Genomic DNA, 18,317 nt, shown 5'->3' on the forward strand with positions numbered 1-18,317 from the left:
CGCGAACGCGTGACTCGACGAACTATGATTTCACTCACGACGTTCGTCTCGGAGCGTCAGCGAATCTATTGTAATAGATTTGCTGGCGAGACGACGATGAATATCATCAGTGCATTCGGGGACACGAGACGACTCACGGACGTTCGTTGAATGCGGCCTGTGCATATCTCGGTGTACGGCCCGATAAATTCAAGGACGCCGTCGCTTCAGTTGATGCACGTCTATGAGGTCGACCGACTTGATGATCTACTGGAGATAGAGACACGCATCGTTAACGTTGCCCTCGACTATATGACGGTCGACCTCCGTAGGGAGCAAAGTTGAGGAAATCGACGCAATCCTCGAGATGCTTCGACGTTCGGGTTGCTCCATGTCGCTGGCGAGCGCCTCGGTAGTGACTGCTTCGTCGTGGGCCATCCCCGTCTCGGAACTGGATACTTTCCGCGAATCTCTTGCACACGTTAGACACGGGGGAGTACCGAACGGCAGTTCCACCTCATTCTTGTTGCGAATTTAGGGAACACCTCAACCCCAATATAAACGAACAAAAAAGTATATGTATATGTTTTCAAGTAATCATTCACAATGTATCGATGACATAATTATTCATCCGGTCGTGGTCTCAGTTGTCGATCTATGATGCAGGACGACTCCGCTGACGTGACCGGCAGTACAGCATCACCTGACGAACCGACGAACAGCGATTCTACCAAGAGATCATCCCCCTTGACGAGCCAACCACTGAGTCGGCGAACACTATTGAAGGGAACAGCATCGGCAGCTATCAGTGTGACTGGGTTGGCTGCAGTCAGTGGGACCGCAGCCGCGGGAAGCTTTGGGTATGAATGTCATCATGAACCAGCACAAGCACCAAGTTGGTTTGGATATCTCGATCCATGGTCCCAATCTGAACATAATTTGCCGAATGCCTCCAATGGCCTCACTATCTATATTCATGGATTCCAAACTGGCAGACAGGGGGCAATTGATGACGGACACGAAGTATGGAGACACCTGCGTGACTTAGGCTATGAAGGATCCAGCTTTTCCTTTATTTGGCCATCCGGTTCTTCGGTAACCGATTGGGGGACAGCCCTCGAAAATTGCGACATGGTTGGCACATGGCTCGCAGACTATCTGCATGGACGTGGCTGGACGGGAAACAATGATAAACGTGTTAATCTTGTCTGCCATTCACTTGGCGCAAAGGTGGCTCTAGAATGTCTCGATTATCTTGCGGGGGTCCATAACGATTGGATAGATATCGTACATTTCCTTGGTGGTGCTGTGTATGATCGGAATGTTGGTGGAGGTTACAAGCCCGGTATACAACAGGGATGTTGGCATCTGCACAACTGGCATAGCAAAGATGATCCCGTTCTTAGGGATGTCTACCGGGAGATTATGGATGGTAAGTGGCCAGTAGGATATAAAGGTATTGCCACTGGTCCAAAACCAGATAATTATACTGATCATGCAACAGGAATGAAACAGCACTGTCAGTACATTGATTATAAGTATGGTGTGGTAGACGATTTAGCACCCACTATGTTAGGATTGCATCAATCTAAATAAAAATATAGAATTTCTTTACTATTTCTAGATATAATATTAATAAGGGTGTGTGCTATATAACCATAGGTGTTCATCAAGTGGTGATTCGATGAATTCAGTTTGTTGTACGAGGTCATATTCCGATTCTAACGACTCTGGCCCTTCCACACGTGCGTTCCTGATGGTGGCTGGGACGCCGATCTGTCGGTCGGTTCTGTAGTCGAGTAGACTAACGACCAGTATTATGGAATGATACACAGTGCCACGCCCAGACCAGTTAGTAGACATCACGGTCGACGCGGATATCGGTGCAGCGCCGCGCGACCAGTTCAGCACAGTTGCCCTCGTCGGGAGTCCCCCGACGAGTGAAGAACCAACAGATGGGTTCAACAACGCAACCCGTCATACCGACGCTGCAAGCGTCGCGACGGCGTTCGGTGATGGATTGGATGTCCACAACGCTGCGACCGAGGCATTCGCCGAGGACGTCGGCGCGGTGTGGGCGATCGTTCTCGAGGCGACTGAGACGACCGAGGTCGTCGGTGAGAGAGTGAATCGACGAACTCCGAGACCGTCTCGACCGTCCCTATCTCGAGGACGTCGCCGGTCGCGATTCAGGTCGACGGCAGCGGAACTGACGTGAGCGCCGTCACCGAGTCGCCACCGTCCCAGCCGTCGGCCGGAGAGGCCGTGTACAACGCCGACACGGGAGCGGTCGCAACCGGCGACTCGACGAGCGGGACCGAGATCGAGGTCACGTACACAACGCTCTCGTGGACGGCCGCCCTCGACGAGCTCGGTGCTCGAAGTAGTTCGAACGTGGTAAAGAAGGGAACCGAGTCCATCGCAAGGAAATGGCTAAAATCCGTTGTGTTTGTACTCATTAGATAGCAAAATGAATATTAGTGCCATGTTTGTCTGGAAAACCGTGCCAAACTCAGAATTTAGTGAATTCCAGTTTGCGTACAGCATTACTCATGAACTTGAATCAAAGGTATTTCTCTCGGATTCAGTTCCTCATTTTCCAACTCAGAATCAGGATGCTGATAGAGGATATGACCTGAATTGGCAAGAAGAACCTTCATCGCTTGCTGATCAGGCCTCAAGTAGATTGCACAATTACCAGCTACTTGCTGGAATATTCAGGCCAGTATCTGAGACCGACTAGCATACCGATAGAAGCCGTCTTGTGGCACGAATGTACAAATTCCATCACGACTTGCGTGAGCAAAAGCTATTTACAGAAATCTATCCTCCGAAGTAGGGGATTGCCACAACCTCGGAAGATGGTTTTGATGGGTGCCTTTTATTCGACTCCAGAGCTGATGAATCTGTAGATGTCTATTGGCTTTAGTGGTTCGTGAGTCAGAACGGTAGTCGATCGAGAGCGATCGGTAGCCTCGGACTCATTGTCATCTGTTTTTGATAGATTACTTATATTAATCATCCTCAAACCTGCCTTTAGATTTCTCATGACGATCCTCCTCTATCTAACCGGAGCATTACTGATAGCAGCGACTTTCAGTGCTCGTGGTTGGATACCAAAGCGTTTACTCCCTCGTAAACGGCTCCTCGTAGTTCTTCGCCATCTGCCTATTCGTGGTGTTAGTGGTGAGATGGACTATACCCCGATACTGACTGCGGATGAGTGTCTTGAACTCATTTCGTTAATGCTGATGCTACCGAATCAGATGCTGGACGTACAATTCGGTTCGTCCCTGGCGAGTGACAACGCTTTTGTGATTGTCCAACTAATGAATTTGAACCATCATCGAACCCATCCAATGAGTGGTATACCTACCTTACCTATCTGCGGAATCCTTCGATCCAACCAATACACGTCGCTGTCCGAGGATGAGTACGACTATCTAGTTCTAGCACTAAGCCCCGTAACCGTCAGTCACGTCGGGTGCGTTCAATTGAGAGATAATTATCACTCCTTCAGTCGAGGGTATTCCCAATCGATCGACTCTGCAACGGGTGAAAACAGATACGGATTTGAACTGCCGTTACCTGCCTTATAGGCTAGTGCTCTGTCCACGTTGAGTTATATCATAGTGAGGATTCATCGCAAACACCGAGCTCGTGTATTGGATTGACGATAGTATGTCACTTCCACACACACCACCATAGCGGATTTGAATTGGGGAACAATTGGTCATAATAACGAATGTCGGACCCCTTTGCGCAGACACTCCATGATACCTATTCCGATAACCAGCATGAATCACTGCGGTATCGAAACGGCGAGGACATGCGAGGGGTCGGTATCGAACGCTACTCCCAAGAATACGCTTCAGGCGAGGACGATTGGTTCCCATCATGGTTCGATAGCTCGCTCTTCGATTTGAGAGTGAGAAATGAGAAATATGTACGCACTTCGAGATATCTTCGAGCGCAATCAATTCGCATCAGCGCCTGCGATCGGTACCTAGATGAGTCTGTCCCGGTCGATGTAAGGTCTCGAGCAGCTTCTCGTACCGATGCCGATGAAGAGTGGGTCCTCACAGGCCTTGAACCATCGTTGCTGAATCTGTTATCAACTCGTGATAGAGCTACTTCAGCGACACCGGCGGTAGCCCCAGGATGTAGGTGAGACCATGAGTGAGTCATCTGATTTTCAGGTTCCAAATAACATTGGAAACCCTCTCCAGCATCTGATCGACCAGTATACTCGGTCCTACACGCTCCGCTATGGTATCGCTGCTATCGGGATGTTCTTCGCGCAGGTGCCACAGCGAGTACCGGCACTGGTTGTTGGGGTTGCACTTGACGCGATACTGTTCGCCGAGACTCCGTACACGCTTCCCTTCGTTCCGAATAGTCTGATTCCGATCGCTACTGAACCGCAGATTCAGTTCACTGTTGGGCTGCTCGTCGCCGCGTATCTCCTCGATACTGGGCTGAATTGGGCTGCCGGGCGGGTCAGTGGAACTGCTCGCTACTGGACGCTACACGATATCCGCGTCGATACGTTCGATGCACTCGTCACTCATCATCTACGGTTTTTCGATAACCGGCAAACAGGTGACGTGATGAGCGTCCTCAACAACGACGTCAGTAATCTTGCCCAGTTTAGCGAGAACGTCTTTCGAGGGATCAGCTTTCTCTCCCAACTCCTCGTTGCTTTTGGGTTGATGCTGACGCTCCAATCCCAACTTGCGGTACTGCTCCTACTCATGCCAATCATGCTAGCACTTTTGAGTCGGTGGTATACGACCCGCGTCGAACCGATCTACGAGGAGGTCCGCAAAAGTGTCGGGTTGGTGAACGCCCGACTCGAGGATAGCATCAATGGTATTGCGACAGTCAAGAGCTTTGCTCGCGAGGACGACGAACGCGCGGCCGTCGAAGCAGCGTCAAAGGAATACCGGGATCGAAAGTGGTCGGCTATTCGGCTTCGACTCACGTTCGATCTCAGCAGTTGGACGATTTCGTCGTTCGCTTTCATCGGGTTATTCGCCATCGGCTCATACATGGCTCTCAACGGCGCTCCGGCACTGCTAGGTGATTCGCTGACAGCCGGGGCGCTTTTGACCTTCCTGTTGTACACCAAATCGTTCTACCAGCCAGTCCGACAGCTCATGCTCGAAGTGCTCGACAGCTATGAGAACGCGCTGGCATCGAGCAAACGCATCGTCGCCATCCTTGAAAGTGATCGTCTCGATCCCGCTGCCGGGCATGATTTGCAGGTCAATGCGGGGCACGTCGAGTACGATACCGTTTCGTTCAGTTACGCCGGTGCCGACGAACAAACGTTGTCTGGAGTAGATTTCACGGTCGAACCGGGGTCACTCGTCGGAATCGTCGGCCCAACCGGGGCCGGCAAGTCGACGATTATGAAGCTCCTCTTCCGGTTCTACGATCCTGACGACGGGACCATCAGGATCGACGGGACTGACATTTGTGACGTGTCGCAACGTAGTCTTCGGGAACACCTCGGTTACGTCTCGCAGGATCCATTCCTGTTCTACGGGACGATCCGTGAGAACATCGCGTACGGCGTCGACGATACCGATCAAACCGCCATAGAGGAAGTTGCAACTCTCGCCGGTGCACACGAATTCGTCACGCAGCTCGGCGCGGGCTACAGCACGCAGGTCGGCGAACGTGGTGGAGATCTGTCTGGTGGGCAACGTCAGCGGATCGCTATCGCTCGTGCCCTGCTTCGGGACCCTCCTATCCTCATCTTGGATGAGGCGACGAGCCACATCGACAACGAGACCGAACGACAGATCCAACGGAGCATCGATGCGCTCGCCGGTGATCGGACGATATTTGTAATCGCTCACCGGCTTTCGACCGTCCGTAACGCTGATCAAATCATCGTCGTTGAGGATGGTCGGATCATCGAATGTGGCACGCACGAGAGTCTTCTTGATGACAGTGGGACGTACGCGGACCTCTGGCGGGTACAGGTCGGCAAGACGGATTCGGTTTCAGACACATTCCTTGACACAACTGTCGGTAATCGGAGTGGCTTCGATGGAGAGACAGAGGAGGTGTTTCGATGAGTGTCCGTGATCGAATCGTGGCCGGGACCGACGAGCAACAGCCACTCCTTACACTTGTCTGGAAGAGCAAGGGAAACGACCTCGGATATGCCGGCGTCGGTATCGTTACGTCGTTTGTTGCTCAGTCGTTGAGCAGCCTCGATATGTTCATCATCGGGTTAGCGTTCGATGCGGTATTCAACGATCAGGCATATACGATCCCGTTATTTCCAAACGGATGGATTCCAGGCAATCCGACTCAGCAGCTCGTCTTCACCGTCGCGCTTTTAACCGGAATCAAGCTCGTCGATTTGGGCTTTGGAATTTGCTCGGAGTGGGCATTCTCCTTGTTCGCACAGCGGCTACTCCACCGGATTCGCGTCGACGCGTTTGACACCGTCCAACGACTCAATATGAATTTTTTCGATCGTCACCAGACGGGCGATGTGATGAGCGTCCTCAACAGTGACGTGAACGCACTCGAACGGTTCTTGGAGTTCGGGCCCAGTCTCGCTACAACGGGACTCACGATACTAGTCAGTTCGCTCGTCTACATGGCACTGTTGAACTGGCAACTCATGCTCATTTCACTAACAATCGCTCCAGTTCTTTTCGCGATCAACAGCTGGTTTGGGAATCGACACGAGATCCGAAACGACGATGTCCGCGAAGAAACTGGCCGGTTGAATGCCCTCTTAGAGACGAATATCAGCGGTATTCAGGTAGTCAAAGCCTTCAGCGGCGAGCGCCACGAGACTCAGCGAGTCAGCAACCTATCTGACAGGCACCGAGTGGTGAACTGGCACGCCCACCTCGTCAATGTCCGTCACCAACCGTCAATGCGCCTCCTCGCTGGTGCTGCATTTATTGTCACACTGTTTATCGGGACCGAATGGGTTATCGATGGGGAATTTTGGGTCTTTTCGGGAACGCTCACTGCCGGTGAACTCATCCCATTCATGTACTACACCCAAGCTCTCGTCCGGCCGGTTCGTTTCGCCGCCTGGTTCACAGGATTGTACAAGGGAGCGACATCGGCAGCCAAACGAATACTCAGTGTCCAGCGTATGAACCCATCACGAGACGAAGAGAAGACAGATTTTATTAATCCAGACGGACATATCACATATAATAATGTCTCATTCAGCTACCCTGGCACCGACGAACCGGTGATTCATGACATAAATATCGAGATCGAACCAGGCGAGACAGTCGGATTTGTCGGCGAAACAGGAGCTGGGAAATCGACACTTCTCAAATTCTTATTCGCATTCTACGATCCGGACGACGGGACGGTTCGTGTGGATAGCACCGATGTACGCGATCTCTCACGAACATCGCTCCGACGCTCGATCGGCTACGTTGCGCAGGACCCTTTCCTCTTTACTGGAACGATCCGTGAAAACATCACATACGGGGTCGATGAGACTGCCGACGACACTATCGTTGCAGCTGCGAAAGCGGCGGGTGCACACGAGTTTGTCAGCCAGTTGGATGATGGGTATGATGCACAGGTGGGCGAACGTGGTGTGACGTTGTCGGGGGGACAGCGCCAACGGCTTGCCATCGCTCGGGTTCTCCTCGCGGATCCACCGATGTTTGTGTTCGATGAGGCGACGAGCCACGTGGATAACCGTACCGAGGTCCTTATCCAGCGGTCGCTTGATGAGGTGACCGCCGATCGGACCACGCTTGTCGTGGCCCATCGACTCTCAACTGTCCGCAATACCGACCGGATCGTCGTTCTCGATAGCGGCGAGATTATCGAGCAGGGGACACACGAGGAGCTTTTGGACCGTGATGGGACGTACGCGGACCTCTGGAACGTTCAGGTCGGGGCAGTCAGTGAGTAGTATCCAGCGGTTCAGATATTGTTTACTACATAACACACGCCTCTCCAACGCTTAAATGAAATAATATATTTACATCAAATATATAACATATGAGAAGTATTGAATACTCTGAAAGAAAGTACACATCAGGATCATCCAAGGTATGGACACCTTCGAATGAGGTATATTTTTATTCAATAATTCTATAATAACACATATTGATTCTGGGTTCTGTCGCTTCGTCGCCACACAGTGTTTCTATCAATGAACTACAGTCGGGGATTTTATATCATTCTGAAGGTACGATCATAGCGGTCGCGATCCATTTTGGGACGCTTCACCTTTGAAATGCTTGGTGGTACCTACTCGTAATCTGGCTATTGCTAGAAGAGAACGGCTGTCATCAACGGCCCAGCAATAGCTCATGATGGTCGTTGTGGGTGGATAATGAGTATACGGATAGTACGTATATTGATATAATACTTGTAGGAATGGCTTTTTCCGTTTCTGTGTGGACGCTGATCGAGACGTGGACGAAGAACATCCCCGCACTATCAACATCAGTGTGATCCAGGGAGATCCGACGGAAGGGATGGATTCTCAAACTGGACGATTGACCGATGCGTATTGTGTTGGTATCAAGCTTCAGGAACATCTCCGCGAGGGAGCTTCTCTTGGTGAGGGGTTGAAGGCGATTGATGGGCCGTTTGATCAGCTCAATGACGGCTATCCGGCGTGGCATCCTGCATCCTACTCATTCCACGGTATGCTCAAACTCTTTCTGTATCGTGAGATAACAGGGGAGAGCTATCGATCGCTTGCCCGCTCTCAGGACCGAGCTAGTGTGTTCGGCCTGAATCGAATGCCCGATGAATCGGTTCTGTCGCGGACCTGGCGCAAGCGCTTCGACGCGGCCGTCCGGGCATTCATCACGACAGCCGCGCACTTCCTCGTCAAAGAGATTCATGATACTACAATTACTGTTCCTGCCGTGCGGCCAAAGGAGGAGGTACTCGATGCGGACACTGGTGGCTGTTCGTCGCCTGGTGAACCAGACGCTTCAGGAGATATGTTCACAGGCGAGGAGATTCACCGCACGACCCGTCTTGCCCGAACCTATAGCTTTGAGGCGTTCGAGTCCGGGAGAGCCGGGAACGCCACCTACGAGGATACTCAATTTTTCGAGCTACAGACGTTCATGGGGATGGTTGGGTGTGGCACTGCACAAGGTGCCGCTCGCTTCCAATTTCGGCGCGGGAAGGAGTATGGCCCGCATGGGGATACCCACCTCCGTGCAGTCAAGCAGTTTGAGCCTGCGACGCTGATCGATGGCTTCGACAATGCCACGGAGCGACTGCTCTCGGTCATCCAATCCGAAGCGTCGTTTCGTCGCCCAGTGACAGTAGCGATCGACATCACGACAGTGCCGTACTACGGCGATGTCGAGGCGATGCCGATGGTGAGCGGAACCCCCGACAGAGACCGAAGAGCGCTCAAATTTGCGACGTTGTCGATTGTCGGTTGGAATATTCCGCTTGTCCTCGCTGTCGAGCCGGTCCGAGAGAGTTCACCGTGGGACGAGAATCCGCCGAATCAGATCCACCGCGTCGTCCGGCGATTAGTCCGGCGGGTGAAGGAGTACGTGCCGATTGAGAGGGTGCTCTGTGACCGTGAGTTCGACTCGATGCAAGTCTTCCAGACGCTCTCGAGTCTGAATGTGAACTATCTCATCCCGAAGCGAATGACCAGCTCCGAACGGGAGATGATCGAGACGATGGAAGCAGATGGGCAGGAGGTCGCCGTCGAATCGACGTCGGTCCACGTTAAGACAGGCTCGCATCCGATGCGATTCCTGTACGTCCCATCGGTCAATGGTACGGGAACGACCGTGTTCGCAACGAATCTCCGGGTCGGATCTGACGAGGCCGAATCACTCTACTGACGCTACAACCGCCGGTGGGAGATCGAGAATGAATATAAATCGATCAAAGGTGATTTTCTGGCGAAGACATCCTCAAAGGACTACCGTGTCCGCCTGTTCTATTTCGTCTTTGCGGTACTCCTGTACAACATCTGGCGACTCACTGATTTTCTGCTGAAGGCAGGTGTCGACGGAGAGATGGACTATGCTCCGGTACTGACTGCTGGCGAGTGCGTCGAGCTCATTTCGTCAGCGTTAATTCCACCCGACTAAGCGACTGACCTATCGCCGAGGTAGCGGCTCGTGAGTGGTGACGCTCTCCAGAGTCGCATAAATTAGTACCAGTTCCCATAAACGACCCGAGCACGTCGGGAAAATCACTAGACACGGATCTAAATCAGAGAAATGAGCCCGAAACAGTTGATAATTGCTGTCGAAGTTGAATATATTCCGAAACTGAGGCTCCCTACTTTGGAGGATGGAGTTCTGTAAACGGCTTTGTCTCATGTGGATCAGAACGGCATTCGTAAAATCGTTCCACAAAAGGCTCTCTATCAGTATGCTACTGGCTCCACGAAACAGAGACAAAACGTTCTGGATTCACCTGAGACGCGCACGATCGACTGGAACAGAACCCTCATAGGAATGAATAGCCGATGTAATTACAATGAGTACTGCACCGGAGACAGAACGGCGCATTAGAGAAGCCGCATTTCGGGCACTCGTCAAACACGGATACGCAAGTCTCTCGCTTACAGACATTGGCGAAGAGCTGGGCCAAAACCCATCAATTATATATCATTATTTCGACGATAAGGACGATCTATTACTATCAATGATTGATGTATTTGTTGATATTTTCGTCGACGAACGAACAGAGCAGCCGATTACGGACGCTGAAGATGAGCTCAGGATGATAATCGATCAAATACTACATCCACAACCCGATCATGTACACAAGGTTATGTCATCTCCTCCTGAAAACATAGAAACAGCAGTTTCACGGGTGTTCGTCGAATTGTGGGCACACGCGATCTGGGATGATGACTTCCGTTGCGAAACGACAGAAGTAGAAAATAGCCTCCGAGAAATACTTACTCGGACAATCCGTACTGGAATGGAACGCGGAGAATTCCGATCGGTCAATCCAGAATTAACAGCGGAGCACATATTCTTCCTGCTCAAACAAGGGCTACACACACATGCGACGACGAACCGTGCTGCTATCGATCGCGTTCACACACTTGTGAACCAAATTGTAGATGAGTTGTCTACAGACAAGCAAAGCGAGTGCCTCGGGGCTTGATTCCGAGGCGGTTCACAGAGTTCAAGGCAGGATTAGTCCGATAGCCGTCCGATCTCATTCCTGGTTGCTACACAGTTTCCTCCACTGGCTCCGAAAGAATCGAACACGACGCTCTATAGTCCAAAAGGCCTATAATTAATTAATCGTTCAATTAATGCATGCAGTCTTCCGATTCAGTTGTTGGGGTGGGCCAGCCGCCAGCAGCCATCCAAAGCCACAGCGGACAGCTTTCACCGTTCGAGTGGTACGCCGAGATGCGTGAGAAGACCCCCGTTTGTTTCGACGATCAGCGAGAGACGTGGGATGTCTTCCGGTTTGAGGATGTCAATCGTGTGCTCAGGGATCACGACGCGTTCACTGCGAACCGCGCCTTTAAAGATGACACATCCAGCAACGACGAAGACACCGGATCGATACTGCAGACAATGATCACGACCGATCCACCCGAGCACACACGACTTCGAGGGTTCGTCGACGAACGGTTCCAACCGGGAACGATACGGGAATACCAGCCTCGCGTGGAGAACGTGACGAAGAGACTTTTAGACGATCTCGAAGGGAACGAAGCGTTCGACTTCGTCGATGAGTTTGCGATTCCACTTCCCGTCATCGTCATCGCCGAATTGTTAGGAATCCCCGCTGAACGGCGTGATCAGTTCAAGGCGTGGTCGGATGCGCTTGTAGCACGTCCTGAGGAAACCACCCAGGCGGAGTTACAACGAATACAACAGGAACGGCAACGGGCCCAACAAGAGATGGGACGATATTTCGCAACGCTACTGGCAGAGCGACAGGGCAGCGATGGCGACGACTTGATCACGCTCATTGCGAACGCGGAGGACTTATCTAGGGGAGAAAAAGTCGGGTTCTGTATCCTCCTCCTCCTAGCGGGTAACATCACCACGACGAATCTCCTCACCAATGCGATCTGGACCCTCGAAGAACAGGAGATGACGAACGCTGTTCGGACAGGAGACGTTGACCGGGAACAGACCGTCGAAGAAGTGCTTCGATATCGGTCTCCGATTCAATCATTGAAACGTATCGCCATCAAAGATGTCGAGTTAAACGGCCGGTCTATCCAGACCGGAGATGTCGTCACACTCTGGCTGGGTGCTGCGAACCGCGATCCAGCGATCTTCGATTCTCCTGAGACATTCCGGTCCGAGCGGAAGCCAAACCGACACATTGCATTCGGTACTGGGGTACACTTCTGTCTGGGCGCACATCTGGCACGCATGGAAGCGGATGTAGCCCTGAAACAACTCCTCGCTCGCTTCGACCGACTGGATGCGGATCTCTCGGATTTAGAGCCGTTGAACAGCCTTTACGGTCTCGAATCCCTTCCCTGTGAAGTGCACAGGAATACCCTGTCTGGGGAATAGGGTACTGGTCGCGGATTGAAGAATGATATATTTCTGTGAATCTCATGGACGCGAGGGACACAATTTTCTCGCGAGAGGACGTTTACCGGTCTGCTAGTTGGTCTGGGATATCAGGTCGAGGTCATAGCAAGTGGTACTGCGAGTGGAGCTACGAGGCGCCGAGAACTGCTCGGAGCTACCGTGCTTTTCACGTGCTGTCTTGCGGTCTGCCTCGTCGGTTTCACTGGTCCAGTCTCACGTGTAGAAGTGCATCGGTACTTCGTCGAATCCGTAGATCCGCGGATTGAACCCCGGCTGCAGTTCATCGAACTCAACCGCGCATTCGATCGACTTGACGCGGTCTGTAATAGCTTCAATGACGATGTCACCTTCGAGTAACGCTAGTGGTGCACCGAGACAGTAGTGGAGTCCCTTGCCGAACGAAATGTGGGGATTCGGTTTGCGTTTGGGGTCGAACTCATCGGGATCATCGAACTTCCGTTCGTCCCGGTTCGCCGACCCGACCCATAGACAGATCTGGTCTCCTTCTGGGATTATCGTCCCGTTTATTTCGACATCTTCGACGGGAGAGCGGCCCGCCATCGACTGGAGTGCCGTCCGATACCGGAGCGATTCCTCGAATGCCAGTTTCTGGTTGATCTTGCCGTCTCGGAGTTGGGAGTACACATCCTCTTCCGCGAACGTCCAGAGGGCGATGTCGATACTTTTTGCTGACGTCTCGACGCCGGCAGAGTACAGAAAGATCGTCATCCAATACTGTTCTTCTTCCGATAGGTCGTCCGCCTGTGCGATCCTCGAAATGACGCCATCTTTTGGGTCTCGGGCGCGCTTATCGAGTAGATACTTGAAATACGCCTCCATTACATCGTGCCCTCCGGGACCGAACGTTTTGCCGTCCACCGTGATGGTCATCGGCTCGGCTTCCGTGGTATCCAGGACTTCGGTCACGAGTTCCGTGAGTTGATCTGTGTGGTCGCTTGGGACACCAAGAATCTCGGTGATCGACCAAACGGTGATCGGCGTGGACAATTCGTTGGCAACGTCGATGGCACTGCCGGTTTCCAACACTTGGTCGAGTAGTTTGTCGACCTTCGTTCGGAGTTCCGGACGGAAGTCCCGCAGTTTCCCCGGCCGGAAGAAGTCGTCAACGGCCCCTCGCTGCCGTTGGTGGTCGGGTAGGTCCGTGTCGCCGAAGACCCTCGCGCCGAAGGCTCCGACCGGATCGATATCAGATATCTTTGATGAGATGAACGTCTCATGGTTCGTGAGGATACGCTCGACATCGTCGTAGCGAAACACGTCCCACCGTTTGCGGTTCTCGTCGTATCGAATCGGGTTGGTCTCTCGCATCTCCTTGTACCAAGAGTACGGATTGCGCTGGGCCTCGATGGAATCGATTTCAGTAGGAAGTTTTTCATCTAGCTCAGGGTTTGGATTCGCCTGCATTTCCATACTAATAGGCGGTTTCGGGAAAGCTGTAAGTTTTATTGTGAATGTAGTTTTGTAATTCCCAAGAGCGTTCGGGCCGACCGCCAGTGCGAACCGAGCGACGTCTTCTACGTTGGCAAGGGGGGCAAAACGGTCTTCGAGGGAGAGAAAGCGGTCAAGCAGGACTTCTATGTCAACACGTTCTACGAGCTCCCGTTTTCGTCGTGCCTCTACGACGAGATACTGTTCGTCGAGGACTGGGGTTTGGGCTCCTACCACACGTCCGTGAGTTTTCCGACCGGCGAAATGCTACTCACTGACCCAGACCAGTTCGGGATCGAATGGGGATGGGACTTCGAGAAAGACGAGATCGATCCGGACGCCACGTACGTCTCAGAAACCAGATCCTCCATGTTTTGGCGGTTCGATGGGGACGCCAAGCTGATTGGGGAGGAAGTCTTCAACCGGAAGCCCGACACCGTGCGGAAGGCCAATGACGACGACATCATCATGACCAAAGAGAAACGGACCGAGATTACAAAGCAGTACTGGCCTGAAGAGATCAAGGCAGAACTCGAGGCGGAGACGTGATCGGGCGCCTACAACTGTGCACCTACTGGTCATGTAGATAATACTTCTGCAAGCAGATGATTTCAAAAATGAGTGCTCCGAACCGTCGATTTCTCATCGACGCGCACCGGCGGTACCTGCTGATGGCTGTTACGACGAGTATCCCACGCTGGTAACCCGTGCCGCGAATTCCGTCATGGAGAATATTCGAATGGACGTACCTGCCAGGAGACACAGCAGCCCACCGATCCGTTACAGATGTAAAACCGTAATTTCGGGTTATCAATGGTGAAAATCAGCTCAGCTCAATTCCGCTTTGCGGAACGGACAGTCAAACAACCCATATTATGAATGACACACTAATCTGTTGCCATTCAGTGGCCTATATTCCGCAGCACGAAAAATATTAGAAGTTAGGTATCATATCGCATTTATGGCTGGACGATCTGCGACAGACGGGGGAGTGAAATCCGACGAGACGCTCTTTTCGATCATCGAGGCGTTGCAATCGGGGGCGTGGACCGGCGTCTCGGAGATCGCTAGAGAGATCGACGTAGCCAACAGCACCGTACACCGTCACTTGCAGTCGCTGCTGACCCATGAGTTCGTCGTTGAGCACAACGGTCGGTACCGGCTGGGCTATCGGTTCCTAGAACTTGGAGGAGCAGTTAGGTCGAGCGACGACCTCGTCAATCAGGTTCGACCGGTGGTTACCGATCTCGCGACAGAAACCGGCGAGACAGTTCACTTCATTATCGAGGAGCACGGCCGTGGGATCGTTGTCTATCATGAGGCAGGAGCGAACGCTACCCCTGTAGTCGTTTCTACCGGGGCACGCTTTCCTCTACATACCAGTGCTGCGGGCAAAGCGATCATGGCCGAGCTCTCGGACGAACGCATACACGACATCGTCGATCGACACGGCCTCAACGCGCTCACAGACCGGACCATCACGGACGAGGAAAAGCTGTTTGCGGAGTTGGAGACGGTCCACGAGCAAGGTATCGCGTTCAATCGTGGTGAGAACAACGAGGTGGCCCGCGGCGTGGGGGCCGCGATCATCCGGCCGAACGGCGAGGTCCTCGGCGGCCTGACCATCGTGGGCCCCCCTCACCGAATGTCGGGCGAACGCTTTGAGGAGGAGATTCCAGCGTTGATTCACAGCACTTGTCAGGAGTTCGAGGTTCTCGTTACCCACCTGTAGCGACTATCCGGGCGCTATGGGCTGCGCTATCGGCGAGAAAACGTGGCGACGAGGCAGTTAGTCCGCAGCCTGACCCCCGTCAACGGGGACGGTGTGGCCAGTGACGTAGCTGGCGTCCTCCGAACAGAGGAAAGCGACGACGCCGGCCATCTCCGCCGGTTTCGCGCCGCGATCCATCGGTACCTCGGTCATCGCGTCCATGCTAAAGGGCAGCGATTCGACGTCATCAGCCATTTTCAGGTTCGTAGCGATGTTCGTCTCGGTGGGTCCCGGTGCGATGGCATTGATTCGGACGCCTCGTGTGGCATACTCCAAAGCGACCGTTTTCGTGAGACCGACGACGCCGTGCTTACTGGCCGAATAACTCGCCAGTCCAGGCATGCCGACCAATCCGGATTCCGAGGCTGTGTTGACGATTGCTCCACCGCCGTGCTCAACCATGACGGGAAGCTCCGCCCGCAGACACGTCCAGACACCCTTCAGGTTGATGTCGAGCAGACGATCCCACGCGGCCTCGTCAACGTCGGTGACGTCTTCAAAGCTCGTGAGGATGCCGGCGTTGTTGTGCGCGAAATCTAAACCGCCATAGGTGTCGACGGCGACATCGACCATGGCCTCGACCGACGCCGGATCGGTAACATCAGCTTCGACAAACGTCGCCTCACCGCCGTCGTCATCGATCAGTTTGGCCGTCTTGTGGCCGCTATCGGTATCGATGTCCGCGATCACAACCGATACCCCTTCCTCAGCGAACCGCTGGGCAGTCGCGCGGCCGATACCCGATCCAGCACCAGTAACTACAGCTGTCTTCCCATCAAGTCCTCTCATGATCGAAATCCGAGTTGAACTTTCAACCAAAGCCTCATAAACGTCTAGGGATCGCCGATCCCACAACCCACTCGGTGGGCCGGGCAGCGGAGTAACGCGAACACCACCCCCTGTTACATGCCGCGGATCACGGCTCCGAACGCCGCCATCCTAATCACGGCACTCAATCGCTCTGGCGGTCCTGTTCCTGTTTTCGCAGCTGAATCCGGCGTATTTTCCCGCTAGACGTCTTCGGGAGTTCCTCGACGAACTCGATGCGGCGAGGATACTTGTAGGGCGCCGTCTCTTTTTTCGTGTGATTCTGGATCTCCTCTGCGAGTTCGTCATCCCCTCGGTGCTCGTCTCGAAGCACGATGTACGCCTTCACGACGTTCCCGCGCTCGTCGTGAGGACTCGCAACGGCGGCAGCCTCGGCGACTGCCTCATGTCCGATGAGCGCGTCCTCGACTTCGAACGGTCCGATGCGGTAACCAGCCGAGAGGATGATATCGTCGGCCCGACCCTCGAAGAAGAAGTAGCCGTCCTCATCACGGGAAGCAAGATCTCCAGTCCGATAATACGTTCCGCCGAACGTCTTCCTGTCGAGATCGGGGTTTTCGTAGTATCCATCGAAAATGCCTGGACAATCGACAGGGACAGCGATCTCGCCTATTTCGCCGATCTCGACCTCGTCTTCCTCTTGGGTATCGATGATGATCGTTCCGAGCCCGGGCGTCGGCTTCCCCATGGAGCCGGGCTTGACGTCGATGCCCGGATAGTTCGATACGAGTGCGACGGTCTCGGTCTGTCCGTAGCCGTCGCGTGGCGTGACACCGAACGCCTCCTCGAACGCCTCGATAGGTTCGCGGTTCAACGGCTCGCCCGCCGAGAGCGCGTCGGTCAGTTCGAGATCCCAATTCGAGAGGTTTTCCTGGGTAAACATGCGGTACTGCGTGGGAACGGCACAGAGCTTCGTGACGCCCTCGTCAGCCATGATATCGAGGAAGGTTTCGGGTTCGAACTCACCCTCATAGAGGAGTTGGGTAGCGCCCGAGGTCACACCGACGCCGACCGGACTCCAGAACCACTTTGCCCACCCCGTACCCGTGGTCGCCCACATGAGCTCGTCATCCACGTCGGTGCTTTCGTCGAATCCCCACCAATGTGGGCCGTTCACGGCATTAAACGCATGCATCCACCGATGCTTGTGCATGACAGGTTTGGGCTGTCCGGTCGTCCCGGAGGTGTAATTGATGCTCATCGGATCCTCAGCGGTGAGATCGGGACCATCGTGGCTGGTGGACTCGCCGTTCAGGAGGGCATCGAAGGCCTGCCACTCTCCGGGTCCGCCGTCTAGTGCGATGAACGTGTCTAAAGGCGTCTCATCTAGTACTGGCTCTACCATATCCGTCAGGTGTTCGTGACAGACGATGGTGGTCGCTTCGCAGTCGTTAGCCCGGAACTGGATGTCTTTCGGTCGTAGCTGCGACGAACACGGTACGAGGAGCGCCCCACGTTTCAATACGCCGAACTGGATGGCGAAAGCGTCCGGATGACGAGGAAACAGATGCATGACGCGGTCGCCTTTCCCGACGTTGAGGTCGGCGAGCGCATTCGCGAACCGGTTCATGTCGTCTCGGAGATCTCCGTACGTTCGCTCGGCTGCTGTCCCTTGCTCGTCGCGATAGATTACTGCGACACGATCTTCGAACGACGCGGCGTGGTCCTCAACGACAGCCGGTAGGTTGTAGTCTGTTGGAATATCCCACTCGAACTCGGCCACGTTGGGGTCGTGTTCGTCCATATGAGGAATGATA

General features: G+C 53.6%; 13 protein-coding genes and 1 pseudogene. 9 read left to right on the forward strand and 5 right to left on the reverse strand.

The window, feature by feature from the left end:
* Nucleotides 1-246 precede the first annotated feature (246 nt).
* Complete coding sequence (locus MW046_RS17820; RefSeq protein ID WP_247995862.1) at nt 247-417, reverse strand: hypothetical protein; 171 nt, start codon at nt 415-417, stop codon at nt 247-249.
* 219 nt (nt 418-636) lie between these two features.
* On the opposite strand from MW046_RS17820, the gene MW046_RS17825 reads away from it, so the two are divergent.
* Together MW046_RS17825 and MW046_RS17830 are read left to right on the forward strand one after the other, a co-directional pair.
* A complete protein-coding gene (locus tag MW046_RS17825) occupies nt 637-1,575 on the forward strand; it encodes an alpha/beta hydrolase (protein ID WP_247995863.1) in 939 nt (312 codons plus the stop codon).
* 238 nt (nt 1,576-1,813) lie between these two features.
* Complete coding sequence (locus MW046_RS17830; RefSeq protein WP_247995864.1) at nt 1,814-2,197, forward strand: hypothetical protein; 384 nt, start codon at nt 1,814-1,816, stop codon at nt 2,195-2,197.
* Here MW046_RS17830 and MW046_RS17835 read toward each other — a convergent pair.
* Nucleotides 2,169-2,438 carry a hypothetical protein gene (locus MW046_RS17835; protein ID WP_247995865.1) on the reverse strand — a complete coding sequence of 90 codons (270 nt, stop codon included), beginning with the start codon at nt 2,436-2,438 and terminating at the stop codon, nt 2,169-2,171. The two genes, MW046_RS17830 and MW046_RS17835, sit on opposite strands and share 29 nt — an antisense overlap.
* A gap of 1,716 nt (nt 2,439-4,154) precedes the next feature.
* Here MW046_RS17835 and MW046_RS17840 point away from each other — a divergent pair.
* From MW046_RS17840 to MW046_RS17860, 5 genes and pseudogenes are all read left to right on the forward strand, one after another.
* Nucleotides 4,155-6,068 carry an ABC transporter ATP-binding protein gene (locus MW046_RS17840; RefSeq protein ID WP_247995866.1) on the forward strand — a complete coding sequence of 638 codons (1,914 nt, stop codon included), beginning with the start codon at nt 4,155-4,157 and terminating at the stop codon, nt 6,066-6,068.
* On the forward strand, nt 6,065-7,900 hold the full coding sequence (locus tag MW046_RS17845; RefSeq protein WP_247995867.1) for an ABC transporter ATP-binding protein: 1,836 nt from the start codon (nt 6,065-6,067) through the stop codon (nt 7,898-7,900). The genes MW046_RS17840 and MW046_RS17845 overlap by 4 nt, the downstream gene beginning before the upstream one ends.
* A gap of 571 nt (nt 7,901-8,471) precedes the next feature.
* Nucleotides 8,472-10,073: pseudogene (locus MW046_RS17850) on the forward strand (transposase).
* Between the two features lie 394 nt (nt 10,074-10,467).
* Nucleotides 10,468-11,106, forward strand: a complete 639-nt coding sequence (locus MW046_RS17855; protein WP_247995868.1) for a TetR/AcrR family transcriptional regulator — start codon at nt 10,468-10,470, stop codon at nt 11,104-11,106.
* A 158-nt stretch (nt 11,107-11,264) separates the two neighbouring features.
* Complete coding sequence (locus MW046_RS17860) at nt 11,265-12,491, forward strand: cytochrome P450 (protein ID WP_247995869.1); 1,227 nt, start codon at nt 11,265-11,267, stop codon at nt 12,489-12,491.
* 234 nt (nt 12,492-12,725) lie between these two features.
* Here the strand turns inward: MW046_RS17860 and MW046_RS17865 are convergent, their stop codons facing one another.
* On the reverse strand, nt 12,726-14,198 hold the full coding sequence (locus MW046_RS17865) for a cytochrome P450 (RefSeq protein ID WP_247995870.1): 1,473 nt from the start codon (nt 14,196-14,198) through the stop codon (nt 12,726-12,728).
* Between the two features lie 27 nt (nt 14,199-14,225).
* Between MW046_RS17865 and MW046_RS17870 the strand changes: the two genes are divergently transcribed.
* Nucleotides 14,226-14,510 (forward strand): hypothetical protein, encoded by a 285-nt coding sequence (locus MW046_RS17870; RefSeq protein WP_247995871.1) that lies wholly within the window; start codon nt 14,226-14,228, stop codon nt 14,508-14,510.
* A gap of 412 nt (nt 14,511-14,922) precedes the next feature.
* A complete protein-coding gene (locus tag MW046_RS17875) occupies nt 14,923-15,693 on the forward strand; it encodes an IclR family transcriptional regulator (protein WP_247995872.1) in 771 nt (256 codons plus the stop codon).
* Nucleotides 15,694-15,750: 57 nt separating this feature from the next.
* On the opposite strand, the gene MW046_RS17880 is transcribed toward MW046_RS17875, so the two are convergent.
* Nucleotides 15,751-16,521, reverse strand: coding sequence for an SDR family NAD(P)-dependent oxidoreductase (locus MW046_RS17880; protein WP_247995873.1), 771 nt, complete (start codon nt 16,519-16,521; stop codon nt 15,751-15,753).
* Between the two features lie 163 nt (nt 16,522-16,684).
* Complete coding sequence (locus MW046_RS17885) at nt 16,685-18,304, reverse strand: acetate--CoA ligase (protein WP_247995874.1); 1,620 nt, start codon at nt 18,302-18,304, stop codon at nt 16,685-16,687.
* Nucleotides 18,305-18,317: the final 13 nt, after the last annotated feature.

This window comes from Halocatena salina (assembly GCF_023115355.1).
In the GTDB taxonomy this organism is placed as follows: Archaea; Halobacteriota; Halobacteria; order Halobacteriales; family Haloarculaceae; genus Halocatena; species Halocatena salina.